Raw genomic sequence first — 19530 nt, 5'->3', positions numbered from 1 at the left:
CAAGCGGTGCTAACGCGAATGCCCTGGCGATGCGTAAATTCACACTGTTCTGCGCTAATGGCCAAGCTCCACTCGCCTAGCGGTACATCAGCGCAAACATAACATAACATCACAGCATACTCATCAACGCAGATTAGCGCGCACACTCTCTAGCACTTGGGCAAACGGGGCATCATTAGCCAAGGTAAAATAACGATAGTCATCGGCACGAAAAGCACGCTCTAATTCGATTAACACATGGGTTTGAGTGACATCACAAACTAAGGATATTTCCACTTCCCGCACCGTATTAAAGCCAATATTGCGTGGCCTAAACTCCAACTCTTGATAACAACCTGAGGTCGATCTAAAGCCCTTGGTCGTTAACACTCCCAGCTCAACATCGGCTTTATTCAAGACGTAACCTAGGCTATCCATCGCAGTCAACAGATGCTGAGCCACCTTTGTGGGCGTAATTTCTAACGTATCGATATCGCTGGGATCCCATGCCATATCGATATCCACCCCGGTTTGTAACCATACCTTGGATTGATTATTGCGCACAGGTAAGCGTGTAAAGGGCGTTTCTGGGTGCAATTGCCCGGTAAAGGGGATTTCGCGTACTTCACCGGCCTTGATCTCAAAGGATTCGGTTATGCGCCAGCGCGCCAGTGGATAATTTTTAACATATCCCCCGTTATCATTATTGACTTTCACCTTCGTCATTAAAGCAAGATCAAGCCCAGAGATCTGCTGGGATACATCACCGCCTTTAATCACGATGGTTGCTTGAAAGCTCTGCCCCGGTTGCAAGTGATGATCCGCGACTTGAGTATCCACAGTCGCGCCGCCAACCCCTACTGAAGCCAATATTTGCTTAAACATGCTCTGTCCTTATGTTATTGCCCGCACCCATTCAACGACTCAATTGCTCGCTTTGCATTCCTGCAAGAGCTGCTGGAAATGAGCGCCGAGATCCTGCTGAGCAAACTGTTCGCTAGCCAGGGCCATTTGCTTAAGACTTTGAATAGCTTGCTCTAAGCCTTGCTGCTCAATCAGACTTTTAGCATAGGCAGTCACATCAGCCCCTTTTTGCAACAGACTGGTGATTTGCTCAATGCTCACCTCTTGCTCCATTACCCGCTGTAAATCTCCTAATAATTCAGCCACTTTTGCTGACTCAACCAACGCGCCTTCCACATCGACTAACTTACCCAAAGGATCTTGCTTGAGTTTCTCAGCAACACAAGCTGAGACAGTGCCCGCCGCCGCGCTTTGCGCAACGACATCAATTCCCTTCGCCCGAATGTGTTCAACGACTTGCTTTAACTGAGGATCCTGCGCTAACCATGCCTGCTCCAATTGCAGTTTTTCATCGCTACCAAAATAACCACAACCGCCGAGTAATAGCAATGTGGCAAGGGAGACTACGTGAGGTAGTCGGAATCGTCGCTTATACATGTGTACACTCCGTGAACCTGTTGATGAACGCCAACTATAAGTCACACTATTTAACCGAACATGAATCATCTCAAGTTAAGCTAAAACCCATTCACACTTTTTTGCCTAAGCTTTTGTGCATTTTTTGTGCATTTTTTATGGATTGGCTTTTGTGCCTTAGCTTTTGTGCATTAGCATGTTGCGCCATCAGCGTTTAACGTAACGGCGGCTAAAAGCCTGCAACTCAATAGGCCGCCAAGAGGGCGTGAATACTGCAAAGCTTAAATTCAAATGCCGCAGGGACGAGCTGTGGGCCAACTTGCCCAAGGCTAATCGCAAAACGATACTCTGGATTTAAACGTCCTAAATAACTTTGCCATTGGTGCGTCTTAGCTAATGCCTCCCCCAAAATGGGCGCACAAGGATAAAGCCTTTCAGACGGCTTGACGCTGCCGCTCTCCCATAATGCTGGTACATCGCAACTTAAGGTAAACGCGGGGCCCCAAGCTTGTTCTGCTTGTTCTGCTTGTTCAACTTGCTCAATGGGTGCCATTGGTGCGCCATCGGCAGGCTCCGTTGGCGCCAAGTCAAAGCGAAAAGATTGCAGTGACTGAGCCAAGCCTAACCCGGTTGCTTTAATATAGGATTCCTTTAACGCCCATAAATCAAAAAAGCGCTGACGCTGACACGCGACATCGCTAAGGGCTCGCAAGGCCGCTTGTTCTTGTGCTGAAAAATAATGATGTAAAATCGGGTCGATATGGGTTTTGGGTCTTGAGCGCTCAATATCAACGCCAAACAGACTGGACGGTGCAGCTGCCGCATGAAGTACTCCAATCAACAACCACTCACCGCTATGACTGAGATTAAACTCAAGCCCTGTCTCCTCACGCTGGGCGGCGATTAAGGCTGGTTTTCCTTTAGGGCCATACTCAAAACACCAGTCTTTAGGATGATAGCCAGTCCCATCGGCACACCGCACTGGCATCATTCGTGACAGCAGCGTGCGCAGCGCCGCCCTGACCAGTAAGGCCTGCATTTGCGCCTTCGGCGCTCGGTAACGGGCAATTTTGGCCCGTTCATCCTCGCTTAACCAGGCCAGCGCCTTAGCTTGTAGCTTAGTTTGCAGCTCTGGTTCCATGTCCCCTAACGGAATAAAAAACAAGCTGATTTTGGGGCTGGGCGCCAACGCTAAGGCCGTTCTCGGGCCTTGGATTACATTTGCCATAGGGCGCTCTCCTGACTTTCGCCGTGTTTTGTTTTGCTTTGCTTAGATTAAAACAGGCCTTACGCGCATTCCAATCGGCCTTTCCCACATTGGGGGGTGTTGCCATGTCGAGATTAAAGGTGATTAACTCTGGTACCTTTCTGCTCGCAAGGCCAGAGTGACTCCACCACGCGGACGCAGCCTTGCATCAACCTTATGCCAAATTGCGGCAAAACATCACCACCCAAGGTCAACATCCCCTAGACAATATGGCCAAACCCGTTCGCTTTACCACTGACGCATCCTGAGATAAGCCACCAGCAGCAAATAACAGTCCCAGATGATTGTATCGTCCCCCAACCTCAGGTAATCTCCCTACCCGACAGAGAAAGCATCAATAATATCTTGGATCTGCTCGCGATTTTTGGGCGGCATCATAGCAGCATTAGTGGCTGATTATCCAAGTCCCAATAGATTATGCTGGATACCCCTTATCAAAATGAGCACAAGCACAGCAGATGGACCTTTGCCGCACCTTGGCCAGCATAGCCTAAAACCGCGCCGCCCCCCGCCGCGCACGGGCCACAGTAACGCAACTACCACGCCGGAAATGCGCCATTTTATTCAGCAATCGGATCTGAGCGTTGCAACCTTGGCCAAAATATTCAATATCACCCCAGCCACAGTGCGTAAATGGCGCGCGCGGGAGTCGATAGTCGACAGTCCCCATACCCCGCACCATCTCAACACCACGCTGACCCCGATGGAAGAATATGTGGTGATAGGCCTAAGATACCAATTAAAACTCCCCTTAGATCGGCTGCTCAAGGCCACCCAAACCTTTATTAATCCCAATGTGTCACGCTCTGGCCTCGCCCGCTGCCTAAAGCGCTACGGCGTATCACGCCTCGATACCTTTCAAGCGGTGCCAGTACCGGAACGCTATTTTAATCAGTTGCCGGTGGCCCAAGGCAGCGCCGTCAACACCTATACGGTCAATCCAGCCACCTTAGCCAAGGCGTTGGCATTACCAAGCACCGATGGGGACACTGTAGTGCAAGTGGTCTCCCTCAGTTTGCCCCCCCAGTTGACCCAAGCCTGCGCCCAGTCCGTACTATTAGGGATTGATAGCGCCAGTGATTGGTTGTACCTCGATATTTATCAAGACAGTCACACCCAAGCGACCACCAGATACATTGCCTATGTATTACGCCATGGGCCGTTCCATTTACGGCGGTTACTGGTACGCAACTATCACACATTCTTAGAGCGCTTTCCTGGGGCACATCCCCCACAAACCAGCGTCGCTAATTGCCAATATCAGGCCAGTGCCAAACGCACGGCCCGTGGAGACTCGTTATGAGCCATACCCCCAGTAAACTTAAGCAAGCTAACGCGATAAAAAGTGATAAGCGACTGAATAAACGCCTGAAAGATACCCCCATCGCCATTGTTGGTATGGCCAGTATTTTGGCCAATGCTCGCTACCTTAATCAATTTTGGGATCTTATCTGCGAAAAAATCGATGCCATTATCGAGGTGCCAGCCAGCCATTGGCGCAGTGAAGATTATTACGATGCCGACAAAACTCAGCCCGATAAAAGCTACTGTAAACGCGGCGGTTTTATGCCTGAGGTTGATTTTAATCCGCTAGAATTTGGCCTTCCGCCCAATATTCTCGAACTGACCGACAGCTCCCAATTACTGTCCTTAGTGGTCGCCAAAGAGGTGTTGGCCGACGCCAATCTGCCCGCAGACTATGATCGCGACCGCATTGGCATTACCTTAGGCGTCGGCGGTGGCCAAAAAATCGGCCATAGCCTGAATGCGCGCCTGCAATATCCGGTCCTGAAAAAGGTGTTTAGTCACAGCGGGCTGAGCGATGCAGACAGTGACATGCTGATCAAAAAGTTCCAAGATCAATATATCCACTGGGAAGAAAACTCCTTCCCCGGCTCCCTTGGAAATGTGATTGCCGGGCGTATCGCCAACCGGTTTGATCTGGGCGGAATGAACTGTGTGGTCGATGCCGCGTGCGCAGGATCCCTTGCCGCCATGCGCATGGCGCTCACCGAACTGACCGAAGGTCGCAGCGACATGATGTTAACCGGCGGGGTCTGCACCGACAACTCGCCCTATATGTACATGAGTTTTTCCAAAACCCCCGCCTTTACCACTAACGACACCATCCAGCCCTTCGACATTGATTCGAAGGGGATGATGATCGGCGAAGGTATCGGCATGGTGGCACTCAAACGCCTAGAGGATGCCGAGCGCGAAGGCGATCGGATCTATGCGGTAATCAAAGGCATTGGCGCCTCATCGGACGGTAAATTTAAGAGTATCTATGCCCCTCGCCCCGAAGGCCAAGCCAAGGCATTAGCACGCGCCTACGATGATGCCGGCTTTGCCCCGCACACGGTAGGTTTAATAGAAGCCCACGGCACGGGCACCGCCGCAGGAGATGTCGCGGAATTTAAGGGCTTAGCATCCGTTTTTGCCAAGGACAATCAACAGCTGCAGCATATTGCCTTAGGCTCAGTGAAATCCCAAATCGGCCACACAAAATCTACCGCGGGGACGGCGGGGCTTATCAAGGCGGCGCTGGCACTGCATCACAAAGTATTGCCGCCCACGATTAATGTCAGTCAGCCCAATCCCAAGCTCAATATTGCGCAGTCCCCTTTTTATATCAACAGCCAAACCCGCCCCTGGTTCCAAGATACGGCGAATACGCCGCGGCGCGCAGGGATCAGCTCCTTTGGTTTTGGTGGCACGAACTTCCATATCGTGTTGGAAGAATACCAACGCGAGCACCCGCGCAGCGCAGCCTATCGCCAACGGCATGTACCGCAATCCCTGTTATTTGCCGCCAGCAATCAAGAGGCGCTCACCCGTCAATTACAAGCGGTACTGCAACACATTGAGCATCCCCATCGCAGCGCAAGCCACAGCCTGCGCCTGCTCGCCGAGCAATATCCGCTGCGAGCGTTACCAGAAGATGCCGCCCGGCTCGGCCTAGTGGCTCAGGATATCGGCGAGTTACAACAACTGTTAATCCAAGCCATTAGCCAACTTAACGCCAACCCAGATAAGGCCTGGCAATGGCCTTCTGGGCTAAGCTATCGGCCCCGGGCCTTAGTCACACCATGCGACACGCAAGGCGAAGCGCCCGAGGGAAGCCAAAGAGTCACCAACAAGGTTGCCGCCCTCTTTGCCGGCCAAGGCGCTCAGTACCTGAATATGGGCTGCGAGCTTGCCTGCCATTTCCCCGAAATGCGCCAGCAAATCATGGCGAGCGATAAGGTTTTTGATCGCCATGGCCAAACGCCGCTATCGCGAATTCTCTACCCTATTCCGGCCTTTGATGATACTGAACTTAAGGCTCAAAATGCGAAACTCACTCACACCCTCTTTGCCCAAAGCGCCATCGGGGCGTTGTCGATGGCCCAATATTCCCTGTTAACGCAGGCGGGCTTTCGCGCGGACATGCTCGCTGGCCACAGCTTTGGCGAACTCTCAGCACTGTGCGCTGCGGGGGTCATTACAAATGCTGATTATGTCGAGCTCGCCTTTGCCCGTGGACACGCGATGGCAGAGCTCCCTGCCGCGCAGGACGGTCAAACCGCCGATCCTGGCACTATGTTCGCCGTGATCTTTAAGCCAGAGGATAAAAACCAACTCACGGCCTGTTTAGCCCAGTTTGCGAACGTACATATCGCCAACTATAACGCCCCAACGCAGTGGGTCATCGCGGGTGGCTCCGCCGAAACCAAGCTTGCCGCGAGTGCCCTGAGCGAGCTTGGCTTTAAGGTCATCGCCCTGCCCGTGTCGGGGGCTTTTCACACCCCCTTAGTCGCCCATGCCCAGCAGCCCTTTGCCAAGGCCATTGATAACACCTCATTCAGTGCGCCAAAGATCCCCGTCTATGCCAATGGCACTGGCCAATTACACCCGCAGGATGCGCAGGCAATTAAGGCCGATTTTAAGCAACATATGCTGCAATCGGTGCGTTTTAGCGAGCAACTGCAGGCTATGTATGCCGCAGGCGCTCGGGTATTTGTCGAATTTGGCCCCAAAAATACCTTGCAAAAATTGGCCGAAAACACCCTAAGCGCCCACTTAAGTGAGTTGTGCCTTGTGAGCATCAACCCCAATCCCCAAGGTGACAGCGACCGGCAGTTACGGATCGCGGCAGTGCAATTAGCGGTCGCTGGGATAACTCTGATGAGGCTGGATCCCTATCAAGCCACCTGCGCTGAAGACATTGGCCAAGAGGGCGCGCCATCGGCCATGAGCATAAAACTCAATGCCACTAATTATGTCAGCCCGGCCACCCAAGCTAAAATGGCCAATTCCCTCGCCACCGGCCATGTTACCCCCCAAGTCCAATGGGTGGATCGCATCGTTGAAAAAGAAGTGGAAAAAGAAGTCATCGTCGAAAAACTCATTGAAAAAACGGTAGAAAAGGTTGTCTTAGTGGAAAATACAATGAACAACAATCACAACAGCGAGCAAACCCCGTTACAACCAAGCACCCTATCTTCGAATGCAAATCGCGATGTCCTCTCGGCATTTTTTAGCGCGCAGACCGAGGCGGCGCAGTTGCATCAACAGTTTTTAGCCATCCCGAAACAATACGGCGAAACCTTCACGGCGCTGATGATAGAGCAAGCCAAAATGGCAAGCCAAGGCATCACTATCCCTGAGAGCCTGCAGCGCTCGATGGAGTTATTCCACCAGCATCAAGCTCAAACCTTACAAAGCCACACCGAATTTTTGCAGCAGCAAAGTCGTCACAGTCAAGCAGCCTTAGCCCTACTGACTCAGGCGCCGATGGTAGCGAGTGAGCCACTCAAAGGTGAAGCACGAACATTAGCCTCCCAGCCACAAGAACGCCCCTTTGCCACGCAATCAGCGCCTTCCTCCGCCTACGCACACGTAACGCCGCCCCCTGTAGCGCACCAAAGTGTTCAACATCAACCACTTGAGCATCAGACGTTCCAGCCACAGCCAAACGCATTGGCAACCCCTGTGTTAGCCAGCGCGCCGAGGATGGGCGCCGATAACGCACAGCAAACTGGCGCTCGGCAAACGGCTCTCCAACACACGGATCTTCAACAAAATAATATTCAGCAAACGAATGTACAGCAGACAATGCTAGCCGTGGTGGCCGATAAAACTGGCTATCCCACCGACATGCTCGAACTTAGCATGGATATGGAAGCCGATTTAGGCATCGACTCCATCAAACGGGTGGAAATTTTAGGCACAGTGCAAGATGCGCTGCCGGGCTTACCTGAGTTAAACCCAAGCGATCTGGCCGAGTGTCGCACCCTCGGTGAAATCGTTAACTATATGAACGCGAACCTGCCTGCGGCATCACTCACAGCAACCGCTGCGGCCAATACCGACGTAACAGCGGCCACCCGCGCAGTGCCAGTCGCGCAAATCCTCCCCGAAAAAGAGTTTGCAACAACAAAACAGGATGGCGCTGAAATCGAGCGCACTATGCTGGCCGTGGTGGCCGATAAAACTGGCTATCCCGCCGACATGCTCGAACTTAGCATGGATATGGAAGCCGATTTAGGCATCGACTCCATCAAACGGGTGGAAATTTTAGGCACAGTGCAAGATGCGCTGCCGGGCTTACCGGAGTTAAACCCAAGCGATCTGGCCGAGTGTCGCACCCTCGGTGAAATCGTCGCCCTCTTTTCCCTACAACGAGAGCAAGCTAAGGGAGATCCCAGCCAAAATACTGCCGCCAATGGGGAGAGCCTTACCCGCGCGACCGAAGCGATTATCGACTTGCCGCCCCATAGCGAGGTAGTGCTAAAAAAGTTGCCAGCGGCGGCTGAGTTCACGCAACATCCAGCACAACTATTGACAAAAGACCTCGCACAACAGGCCTTGCCACGCCCGTTTGCGAAGGATGCCTGCATGATCATCGCTGACGATGGCCACCATGCTGGCATCCTTGCCGAAAAATTGCAGGCTCATGGTATAACAGTGGCGGTTGTGCGATCGCCTAACAGCCTTGTGGCCAGTGCATCGCCGCTCGATAGCCACATTGCCAGCTTTAGCTTAGCGGCAATTGACGATGCGAGCATCCACGCAGTGGTTAATGAAATCAAAACCTTAGGCCAGATTGCCGGCTTTATTCATTTGCAACCACAGCATAAAACCTCAGCGGATGCGCAAGGAGTCGTGTTATCGAATGCCGCAAAGGCCTCGGTTGAGCAGGCGTTCTTATTCGCCAAGCACTTACAGCCTCTGTTAACCAAAGAGGCTGTAGCGCCCGAGGCTCAGCGCTGCTTTATCAGCGTCAGCCGTATCGACGGGGGCTTTGGTTATCTTAACCACAGCCTGATTAGCCACAGCGAGTTAAACCAAGCGGCACTGACAGGCCTCACTAAAACCTTAAGTCACGAATGGCCAAACGTACATTGCCGCGCCTTAGATATCGCGCCCCACCTTGATGCTAAACAAGTTGCTAACGCGATAATGGCGGAGTTATTTGCAACCGATAAGCTCACGGAGGTGGGCGTGAGTGACGCCGCAGCGGGCGAAACTGACGCAAGGCTCACGCGTATGACGTTAGTACCTGGCAACGCCACTACCCGCCACCCTCCCGCGAATCTCACCCGCGCCGACAACATATTGGTGACCGGCGGCGCGAAAGGCGTGACCTTTGAATGTGCCTTAAGTCTTGCCAAACGCTGCAAGGCGCACTTTATCCTTGCCGGCAGAAGCCGCCACCTGGCCATCCCCACTTGGGCACAGGGCAAAAAGCCCAGCGAGCTTAACGCGGCGGCCATTGCGCACATTCACAGCTTACATCGCCAAGGGATCGGTGAAAAACCCACGCCAAAACAAGTCAACGCCTTAGTTTGGCCGGTGCAAAGCAGCCTTGAGATTACCGCGGCACTGCAAGCCTTTAGCGCCGTGGGGGCGAGCGCCGAGTACTTAACGTTGGATGTGAATAATCCTGATGAGATTGCCAGCACACTGGTGCCGAAAACGCAGTTATCAGCCATTACCGGCATTATTCATGGTGCGGGTGTCCTTGCGGATAAACACATCCAAGACAAAACCTTAGATGAGTTAGCCCGGGTGTATGGCACTAAAGTCACAGGCCTTAGTCATCTCCTTGGCGCATTGGATTTAGATAAATTAACCCTTATTGCGCTATTTTCTTCGGCGGCAGGTTTTTATGGCAATGTCGGCCAAAGCGATTACGCGATGGCCAACGACATACTCAACAAAGCCGCGCTGCAACTGGCGCAGCAACTGCCCAAGGCAAAAGTCATGAGCTTTGATTGGGGGCCATGGGACGGTGGCATGGTCAATGCCGCGCTAAAAACCATGTTTATGGAACGCGGGGTGTATGTGATCCCACTCAAAGCGGGTGCCGAGTTATTTGCCAACCAATTACTGAGCCACTCGGGCGCACAATTGCTGATCGGTACGGACATGCAAGGCAATGCTGCTCAGAGCAACACTGCCACGCCAGCGACTGCAGGTCGCAAGCTAAAAAAGCCTGCAGCGGATCGGTTGAGTGACGCCGCGGATCCGCATGCTTTATCTCACGCCGGCGCGCTTACGACTGTGACACCAAGCCCAATCACACTGCAACGAACCTTGGCCCCTAACACAATGATCTTTATCGAAGATCATTGCATTAATGCGCATCCGGTATTACCCACTGTGTGTGCAATTCAATGGATGCGCGAGGCCGCCTTTGACATGCTACAACAGCATGTCAAAGTACAAGACTACAAGCTATTGAAAGGCGTTATTTTTGATACTGGCATGCGACAACACGATACGCACGGTGCGTTAACACGCGCGCCAATCACCCTCGCGCTTAAGCTCACGCCCGTAGTCATCGCCCCGTTAAATAGCGTCCAGATTGATGCCTTGATCAGCGTTGACGGCCGGCCACACTATCAAGCGCGGTTAGTCGTTGATGCGCCAACGGATGCGGCAACAACTCGACGCCATCCGCTCAAAACCACTGCCGTAGCCGATGTAGCCGCCTTGGCTGCCATCACCACCGCGCGCGAACTGTACCACGACGGCACACTGTTCCACGGCCCACGACTGCAAGGGATAAGTTCGGTGCTGCAGTGTGACGCGTCGGGCTTAATCGCCAAGGTGAGTTTACCGCAGGTGGCGTTAGCAGACTGCGGTGAATTTGCCCCCAATCTGGCCCCCAAAGGCTCGCAGGTTTTTGCGGAGGATTTGCTACTGCAGGCGATGCTCGTGTGGACGAGGCTCAACTATGGCGCGGCGAGTTTGCCATCGAGCATTGGGGAGTTTATCTCCCATGCACCGCTGGCCTTTGGCGCTGACGGCTACTTAGTGCTTGAGGTCGTGAAACACTCAAGCCGCGCCCTTGAAGCCCATATTGCCTTGTATCATCAAGACGGCCGCATCAGCTGCGAGATGCACAACGCCAAGGTCACCATCAGTAAAAACCTCAATAGTGCTTTTTTAGCCAATCAACCGATGGTTAATCAAAATGCGCTGAATAAGGAAGCCGTTAATAAGCATAGCGTCAATAAGAATGCGCAAAAGCGTGGCGATGCCCATAAGGCGGTTGTCACGCCAGAAGCGCAACCCCCAGGGGCACAGGTCAAGTGAACTTAGCGAGCCCCCACTGCGCCCCCGCTGACTGCGCGATGGCTGACGCAGCGGCGCACCACCGCGCTAAGCCTCTGCGCATCGCGGTGCTGCTTGGCGATGCGGCCAATCTGACGGCACAATCAGCCATAAAATTAGGGCAATGTGCTAACGTGCGACTTTTCCCCTCAAATGCCGCCTTAGGCTCCGCAGCGCCTGCATCGCTTACGGCGTTATTGGGCCAAGCCGTCACCGCCATTGAGCAAGGCAAACTGGTTGAACTGAGGTTCAATGAGTGTGTGCAAACCCAGTCTAACACTCAAGCGCAACCCCTGTCGCTGTGGTTGCTCGATGATGTCAGAGCCGCCAAACTGCGGCTACATGCCCATGCGTTCATTGCCAGCTTTGCCGCAGGTAATGAGGCGTTAAGCGTGGCGAAGACGGCATTTACCGCAGCCAAACGTAGCCAAGCTTGCGCCTTGCAGCATCAGGTCGCCGCAGACTCAGTCAATGAGGCGTTAATCGCCCTGCGCCGCAGCGTGATGGCCCTCGCCGCGCGCACGCGGCCACCGCTTAATGGCGACAACCGCACAACGCCTCCCAGCGGCTATTGGTTTAGCGGCCAACATCAAGCGCGGGTGCTGTGTCTCAATCTTGTTGCCAAAAGCCAAAGGACTCCCGCTGTCAATCAAGGGGAGATTTGCCAAAGTGTCATACTCACCCAAGGCACGCAGCTTGTGCCAGCGAAGGCACTCCTTGATACACATAGGCTACTGGTGCCCATCAGTGGCGACACCCTCGAGATGCTAAGCGCCAAACTGCGACATTTGCTGAGCGCGCTCGCGGCGCATCAACTCGACTCGGGCGCAGCAAACACGCCCTTTGCAACCGAGCTACTCACTTGTTGGTTTGAACACTACGATGCCAGAGCACCCTTAGCCCTCGTGTTAATGGCAACATCCATTGACGAGCTTCAACGTGAAACCCAAGCCATGTTAACTGCCCTTGCACACCAAGCGGTTCATCATGGCCAGCCCGTTAAAACACCCGCGGGGAGCTGCTTTTACGCGCATCCCTTAGGGGATGCGGGACTGACCTTTGTCTATCCCGGCGTTGGTACGGTTTACCCAAACATGTTCAATAACTTGCATGAGTATTTCCCCACGCTTTATCAGCAACTGGCGCGTGAGGGGGATTTAAGTGCCATGCTGCAATCGACACTGATTTACGCCGATGAGACGAAAACCGCGGCGGGCATGAGCTTAAGCCAGCAAGCGATTAGCGGCGTAGGCGCCAGCTATCTGTTCACTAAGCTGCTGACTCAGGTTTTTCATATCCAGCCGAAAATGGCCCTCGGTTACTCCATGGGCGAAGCGGCGATGTGGGCCAGCCTTGATGTATGGCAAACGCCCCATGCAATGATAAGTGCCACCGAAAATAGCGATATTTTCAATCATGCGATTTCTGGCGAGCTAACCGCCGTACGCCAAGCCTGGCAGCTTGATAGCCACGATCCGATAGTGTGGAACAGCTTTGTGGTGCGGGCCAAAAGAGATGATATCAACGCATTATTGCCTGAGTTTCCTCGCGTATACCTCGCGATCATTCAAGGTGATAGCTGCGTGATAGCCGGCTGCGAAACAAGCTGTCAAGCCCTGCTGGCCAAACTCGGTAAACGCGGGATTGCCGCCAATCGCGTTACCGCGATGCACACCACGCCGGCCATGTTAGTCCATGGGCAAGTGCAAGATTTCTACACGCAAGCGCTCAACGCGGATGCAAAGCTATCGCCTATTCGCTTTATCAGCGCCGCGCAAACGGCTCCCGTCAGCATCGATAGCCACAGTATTGGCCGCGCCATTGCCGATACCTTTTGCGCGCCGCTCGACTTTAGCGGCCTAATTCAGCGTGCCTATGAGCAAGGCGCAAACCTATTTGTCGAAGTGGGCGCCGATCGGCAAACCAGCACCCTCATCGATAAAATCTGCCAAGCTCATCTCACTCAAGCCAGTTCGGGCAAAAGGACGCAGCTGCCACACTGCGCGAGCACGCCCCCTTGCGCCGCCAAAACGGTGGCGATGGCTTGCAATACCAAGGGTGCCGATGCGCTGACGAGTTTACTCAAGTGTTTAGCTCAACTGATCTGCCACAGAGTCCCGCTTTCGCTCGCGCCGCTTATGCCCCATTTGGGTGCGGGAGCGCCCCATTTATCCTCAGCTGTATTACTTAAAGGAGAACCCCAGTGAGTTCTCAGCATTCGCCGACGATTGATAACAGCACCCAACATCACCGCGAGCCGAACAGCCCGGCTAAAATTGCCATCGTCGGGCTCGCAGCCCAGTATCCCGGCGCCGATAATCCGCAAACCTTCTGGCAAAACCTGCTGGATAAAAAGGATTCACGCAGCCAAATCAGCCGCGATAAGCTCAAGGCCAATCCTGCCGATTACCAAGGTGTACAAGGGCAATCGGACCGTTTTTACTGCGATAAGGGCGGTTACATCGAGCACTTTGAGTTTGATGCCACAGGGTATCAACTGCCAGAATCCGCCTTTAACGGTGTAGATGACAGCTTTTTATGGGCGCTCGATTGCAGCCGCAAAGCGCTTAACGATGCCGGCATTGCTCCAAACGCTGCCGTACTGGCCCGCACGGGTATCGTGATGGGCACCTTGTCGTTCCCCACCGCCCGCTCCAACGAACTCTTTTTGCCGCTGTATCATCAAGTCGTTGAAAAGGCGCTACAACACAAACTTAACCAAAGCGCATTTCAGCTGCAAGATTTTCACCCACAACATCATGCCCCAGACGGGGCGCTCGCCAATGGCGCAAGCGCCCACACCGCCTCAAAACTCGTCAGCGATGCCCTTGGTTTAGGCGGCGCACAATTCAGTCTCGATGCTGCCTGCGCCAGCTCAGTATACGCCCTTAAACTTGCCTGTGATTACCTGACCACCGGCAAGGCCGATATGATGCTCGCCGGCGCGGTATCGGGCGCCGATCCCTTTTTTATCAACATGGGCTTCTCGATTTTCCACGCCTATCCAGACCAAGGCATTTCCGCCCCTTTTGATAGTAACAGCAAAGGCTTATTCGCTGGTGAAGGCGCTGGGGTGTTGGTGTTAAAACGCGTAGAGGATGCACTGCGCGATGGCGATAACATCTATGCGATCGTCAGCGGCATTGGCTTGTCGAACGACGGCAAAGGCCAATTTGTTTTAAGCCCCAACAGCAAGGGCCAAGTGCAAGCTTTCGAGCGCGCCTACCGCGCGGCAAACACGGCCCCGGCCAATATTGAAGTGATTGAATGCCACGCCACTGGCACCCCCCTTGGGGATAAGGTTGAGCTCGCGTCGATGGAGCGTTTTTTTGAGGACAAACTCGCCGGCACTGCGGTGCCGCTGATTGGCTCGGCCAAATCCAACCTTGGCCATTTACTCACTGCGGCGGGCATGCCGGGGATCATGAAGATGATTTTTGCCATGCGCTCAGGGCATGTGCCGCCAAGCATTAACCTATCAGCGCCGATATCGTCCCCCAAGGGCTTATTTAGCGCCCACAACCTGCCTACCGACATACAGGCTTGGCCAGATAAGGCCGGGAATGATCGCCGCCACGCCGGGGTGTCGGTATTTGGCTTTGGCGGCTGTAACGCGCATTTATTGCTAGAATCCTCCCCCGCGGCCAACACCAGCAGCCCAAGTCCGCAAAGTGCCACCACGGTCAGCTATCCACATCCACCATTGACTATCATTGGCTTAGCATCGCACTTTGGCCCGTTATCTTCGATTAACGCACTGGATCGCAGCTTAATCGCCAAGCAACATGCCTTTATCCCGCTGCCCACTCAACGCTGGAAAGGCTTAGATAAGCATCCGGAGATCTTGGCAAACTGTGGTTTAACCGCAGTGCCGCAAGGCGCCTATATTGACCAGTTTGAGTTTGATTTTTTGCGCTTTAAGGTGCCGCCCAACGAGGACGATAGGCTGATCTCCCAGCAACTGCTGCTGATCAAAATCGCCGATGAAGCCATTCGTGATGCCAACCTTAAGCCCGGCAGCAAGGTGGCGGTATTAGTGGCGATGGAAACCGAGCTGGAATTACACCAGTTCCGTGGCCGAGTGAACCTGCACACCCAACTGGCTGAAAGCCTTAAACGCCAAGGGATAAATCTCACACCAGCGGAGTACCTCGCCCTTGAAACCATCGCCATGGACAGTGTGCTCGATGCCGCCAAACTGAACCAGTACACCAGTTTTATTGGCAACATTATGGCGTCGCGTATCGCCTCGCTGTGGGACTTTAACGGCCCCGCCTTTACCATTTCAGCGGCAGAATTATCGGTCGCTCGCTGTATCGATGTCGCCGAAAACCTGTTATCCCAAGAATCCTTAGATGCAGTGGTGATCGCCGCCGTCGATTTAAGCGGCAGTGCCGAGCAAGTGATCCTCAAACATGCCCACGCGCCAGTGGCGTTAAATGCCAGCAGCGCAGGTTGGAAAGTCGGTGAAGGCGCGGGCGCATTCGTGCTCACGAGCATGCCGCCAAGCGCGGCCGATAGCCAAGCGCAACATGGTCAGTATAACGGCTATGGTCAGTACAACGGCTATGGTCAGTTATGCGGCCAAGTGTTTGGCGCGACCGGTAACCCGCAAGGGCTTAGCAACCCCGCGCGGATTTGCGATGATTTGCTCACTCAAACACAGGTGCCTAGCCATCAAGTCCGCCTGATTGAAACCTGTATGGCGATTGAGCAAGCTGTCGATACACCGCCGCCACACCATCGGCTGCTGCCGAGCGTAAGCCAACGTCATCAAGCGGCGGATACCATTGGCCACTGCTTTGCCGCTGCGGGCATGGCGAGTATATTGAGCGCACTATTGCAACTTAAAAACCAAGTGTTGTTAGAACAGCAAGCACCATTAACAAGTCAAGCACAACACGCACTGGTGGCGACGTTTGGCCAAGGTCACTGCGCGCAATTATTGCTCCGCCAAAGCGCCGCACAAGCACACAATTTGCAACAGCGCCTTGAGCAAGACTTAACGCTGTCGGAGCAAAAGCACTTGATAAAACAAGTGACTCTCGGTGGCCGGGATATCTATCAGCATATTCTCGATACACCGCTCACTGGCATTGAGGCAATACAACAAAAAGCCCAAACCATGATGGCACTGCCAGCCAAACGCCCGCGCTCCCCTTTAGCCATGGCACTATCGCCCACTATCGCCGCCCGTTTTGCACCAAGCCGCCCAATCACGGCCCGACAACAAGAGACATTAAGCAAGATACCCATGAATGCACTCACTACGCCCAATCAACAGGCCGCTCAAGCCGAGTTAACAGACGCGGCATTTTTCCGTAATCAGCAACTCGCCCGTGAGGCGCATTTAGCCTTTTTACACAGCCGCGTTGAAGGTTTAAAACTGGCCGATACCTTGATGAAAGCGCAGCAGGCCAATGAGTTAACCGCTAATGGCCAAACGGCACCAGCGCAAACCAACATTCAGGCATGTGCGCCAACGCCCGCGGACAAACCCTGTATTTGGCATTATGCCGATTTAGTCGAATATGCCGAAGGTGATATCGCTAAGGTATTTGGCCCCGATTACGCCATTATCGACAGCTACCCACGGCGTGTACGCCTGCCCACCACGGACTATTTGCTGGTGTCGCGGGTCACTCAACTCAACGCCAAAATGGGGCGTTTTGAGCCTTGTACTATGACCACCGAATACGACATCCCGCGGGATGCCCCCTATTTGGTGGATGGGCAAATCCCCTGGGCGGTGGCGGTCGAATCGGGGCAATGCGATTTGATGCTCATAAGCTATTTAGGTATCGATTTTGAAAACAAGGGCGAGCGGGTATATCGTTTGCTCGATTGCACCCTCACCTTCCTCGACGATTTACCCCGCGGGGGCGATACCCTGCGCTACCACATTTCCATCAATCATTTTGCCCGTAATGGCGATACCTTGCTGTTCTTCTTCTCCTACGAGTGTTTCGTGGGCGATAAACTTATCCTTAAAATGGATGGGGGCTGCGCCGGCTTTTTCACCGATAAGGAACTGGCCGACGGCAAAGGGGTTATTCGCACCGAAGCAGAAATCCAGGCCCGCAACCTCGCATTCAATCATCCGAACAAGCCGCGCTTTACGCCGCTGCTCGCCTGCAGTCAAACGCATTTTAGTTACCACCAGATCCATAAACTGCTCAGCGCCGATATCGGCGGCTGTTTTGGCGGCGAGCATGCAGCGCATCAAGCCCAATATGGTTGGCAGCCGTCTTTATGTTTTGCTTCCGAAAAATTCCTGATGATTGAACAGATAAGCAAACTTGAGGTCCATGGCGGCGCTTGGGGCTTAGGCTCAGTAGAAGGCCATAAGCAGCTAGAGGCTGATCATTGGTATTTCCCCTGTCACTTCAAGGGCGACCAAGTGATGGCGGGCTCATTAATGGCCGAAGGTTGTGGCCAGTTGCTGCAATTTTTTATGCTGCATATTGGCATGCACCGCGGTGTGAAAGCTGGGCGTTTCCAACCGCTTGCACACGCCGCACAAAAGGTGCGTTGTCGCGGCCAAGTATTGCCGCAATCGGGGGTGCTTAGCTATCGCATGGAGATCACCGAAATCGGTATGAGCCCACGCCCCTACGCTAAGGCCAATATCGATATTCTGCTCAATGGCAAAGTCGTGGTGGATTTCCAAAATCTGGGGGTGATGATCAAAGAAGAAGCCGAGTGTCGCCGCTACCTGACAGATAACGCGGCTCACCATGTTGCAGAGAAGAATGTTGCAGAGAAGAATGTTGCAGCGAAGAATGTCGTCGCAGCCGCAGCGAATAATACTGCGACTCGCGATGCCATCGCTTCGGCTACGCCGCTTGATGCCACAACGCCAACAGCGCAAGTCGCCCCGCTGATGCAGCAACTCCCCGATTTCACCGCGCCCCGCAATAAAGGGGTCGTGCCTTTGCAACATGTGCCCGCGCCCATTGCGCCAGCGGGCACTAAGTATGCTAACCGAGTCCCCGATACTCTGCCGTTTACCCCCTACCACCTGTTCGAATTTGCCACGGGCGACATTGAAAATTGCTTCGGCGCGGATTTTGCCAGCTATCGCGGCCTGATCCCGCCGCGCACCCCCTGTGGGGATCTGCAGCTCACCACGCGCGTGATCGCCATTGACGGCAAACGCGGCGAGTTGAAACAGCCCTCCGCTTGCATCGCCGAATACGAAGTCCCCGCCACGGCTTGGTATTACACTAAAAATAGCCATCCCGCCGTGATGCCCTATTCGGTGTTAATGGAGATCGCCTTGCAGCCCAATGGCTTTATCTCAGGCTATATGGGCACCACCTTAGGGTTCCCCGGCGAAGAGCTGTTTTTCCGTAACTTAGACGGTAGCGGTAAGTTACTGCGTCAGGTAGCGTTGCACGGCAAGACCATAGTAAACGACTCACGGTTACTCTCGACTGTGATTGCCGGCAGTAACATCATCCAAAATTTCAGCTTTGAATTAAGCTGCGAAGGCGAGCCATTCTACCAAGGTAAAGCGGTATTTGGTTATTTTAAGGCCGATGCGCTCAAAAACCAGTTAGGCCTAGACAACGGCAAAACTTCCCAGCCTTGGCATGTGCAACATGGCATAGCCGCCGATAGCCAAATCAATCTATTAGATAAAAAACACCGCTGTTTTAACCCGCCGCAAGGCAAACCTTTTTACCGTTTGGCCGGTGGGCAGCTTCACTTTATCGACAAGGCTGAGATCGTTAATACTGGCGGCAAAGCGGGCCTAGGCTATTTATACGCTGAGCGCACGATTGATCCGAGTGATTGGTTCTTCCCATTTCACTTCCATCAAGATCCGGTGATGCCCGGCTCATTAGGAGTCGAAGCCATCATCGAGCTCATGCAAACCTATGCGATTGTCCAAGATCTCGGTGCTGGCTTTAACAATCCTAAATTTGGCCAGATATTATCGGAAATTCAATGGAAGTATCGTGGCCAAATTACCCCATTAAACCAGCAGATGTCGCTCGATGTGCACATCACCCGCGTGAGTGACGAGCATGGCAAACGCATCATTGTCGGCGATGCCAACTTAAGTAAAGATGGCCTGCGGATTTATGAGGTGAAGGATATCGCCATCTGTATTGAAGAAGCCGAATGAACTTGCGCATTTAGCAAGCCCTTATCTCGGATAACCAATAACGCATAACAAACAGCACATAACAAATGACAGTGTCGCCTTTGCCTGCTATCGCGCAGGGCGACAC

At 53.5% G+C, this 19530-nt stretch carries 7 protein-coding genes; 4 read left to right on the top strand and 3 right to left on the bottom strand.

Going from position 1 to position 19530, the window contains the following annotated elements; genetic code table 11:
• Nucleotides 1–123: 123 nt before the first annotated feature.
• The 3 genes from ACRCZA_RS10705 to ACRCZA_RS10695 form a co-directional block, all read right to left on the bottom strand.
• The gene (locus tag ACRCZA_RS10705) at nucleotides 124–864 is read right to left on the bottom strand and encodes a sporulation protein (protein WP_438674421.1); all 741 of its coding nucleotides are present in this window, start codon (nucleotides 862–864) and stop codon (nucleotides 124–126) included.
• A gap of 39 nt (nucleotides 865–903) precedes the next feature.
• Nucleotides 904–1440, bottom strand: a complete 537-nt coding sequence (locus ACRCZA_RS10700) for a hypothetical protein (RefSeq protein ID WP_438674420.1) — start codon at nucleotides 1438–1440, stop codon at nucleotides 904–906.
• A gap of 223 nt (nucleotides 1441–1663) precedes the next feature.
• Nucleotides 1664–2647: a 4'-phosphopantetheinyl transferase family protein gene (locus ACRCZA_RS10695; RefSeq protein WP_438674419.1), complete on the bottom strand. Its 984-nt coding sequence runs from the start codon at nucleotides 2645–2647 to the stop codon at nucleotides 1664–1666.
• A 478-nt stretch (nucleotides 2648–3125) separates the two neighbouring features.
• Between ACRCZA_RS10695 and ACRCZA_RS10690 the strand changes: the two genes are divergently transcribed.
• Genes ACRCZA_RS10690 through ACRCZA_RS10675 form a run of 4 tightly spaced genes read left to right on the top strand, consistent with a single transcriptional unit; the run spans nucleotide 3126 to nucleotide 19424 of the window.
• The gene (locus ACRCZA_RS10690; RefSeq protein ID WP_438674418.1) at nucleotides 3126–3989 is read left to right on the top strand and encodes a transcriptional regulator; all 864 of its coding nucleotides are present in this window, start codon (nucleotides 3126–3128) and stop codon (nucleotides 3987–3989) included.
• Nucleotides 3986–11272 (top strand): beta-ketoacyl synthase N-terminal-like domain-containing protein, encoded by a 7287-nt coding sequence (locus tag ACRCZA_RS10685; RefSeq protein WP_438674417.1) that lies wholly within the window; start codon nucleotides 3986–3988, stop codon nucleotides 11270–11272. Before ACRCZA_RS10690 ends, ACRCZA_RS10685 begins: the two co-directional genes overlap by 4 nt.
• Complete coding sequence (locus ACRCZA_RS10680; RefSeq protein WP_438674416.1) at nucleotides 11269–13497, top strand: PfaB family protein; 2229 nt, start codon at nucleotides 11269–11271, stop codon at nucleotides 13495–13497. The genes ACRCZA_RS10685 and ACRCZA_RS10680 overlap by 4 nt, the downstream gene beginning before the upstream one ends.
• Nucleotides 13494–19424: a beta-ketoacyl synthase N-terminal-like domain-containing protein gene (locus ACRCZA_RS10675; RefSeq protein WP_438674415.1), complete on the top strand. Its 5931-nt coding sequence runs from the start codon at nucleotides 13494–13496 to the stop codon at nucleotides 19422–19424. Before ACRCZA_RS10680 ends, ACRCZA_RS10675 begins: the two co-directional genes overlap by 4 nt.
• Nucleotides 19425–19530 lie beyond the last annotated feature (106 nt).

The sequence above is a fragment of the Shewanella sp. genome (genome assembly GCF_051658185.1).
Taxonomy (GTDB): domain Bacteria; phylum Pseudomonadota; class Gammaproteobacteria; order Enterobacterales; family Shewanellaceae; genus Shewanella.
This window is presented reverse-complemented; position numbering and strand designations above follow the sequence as displayed.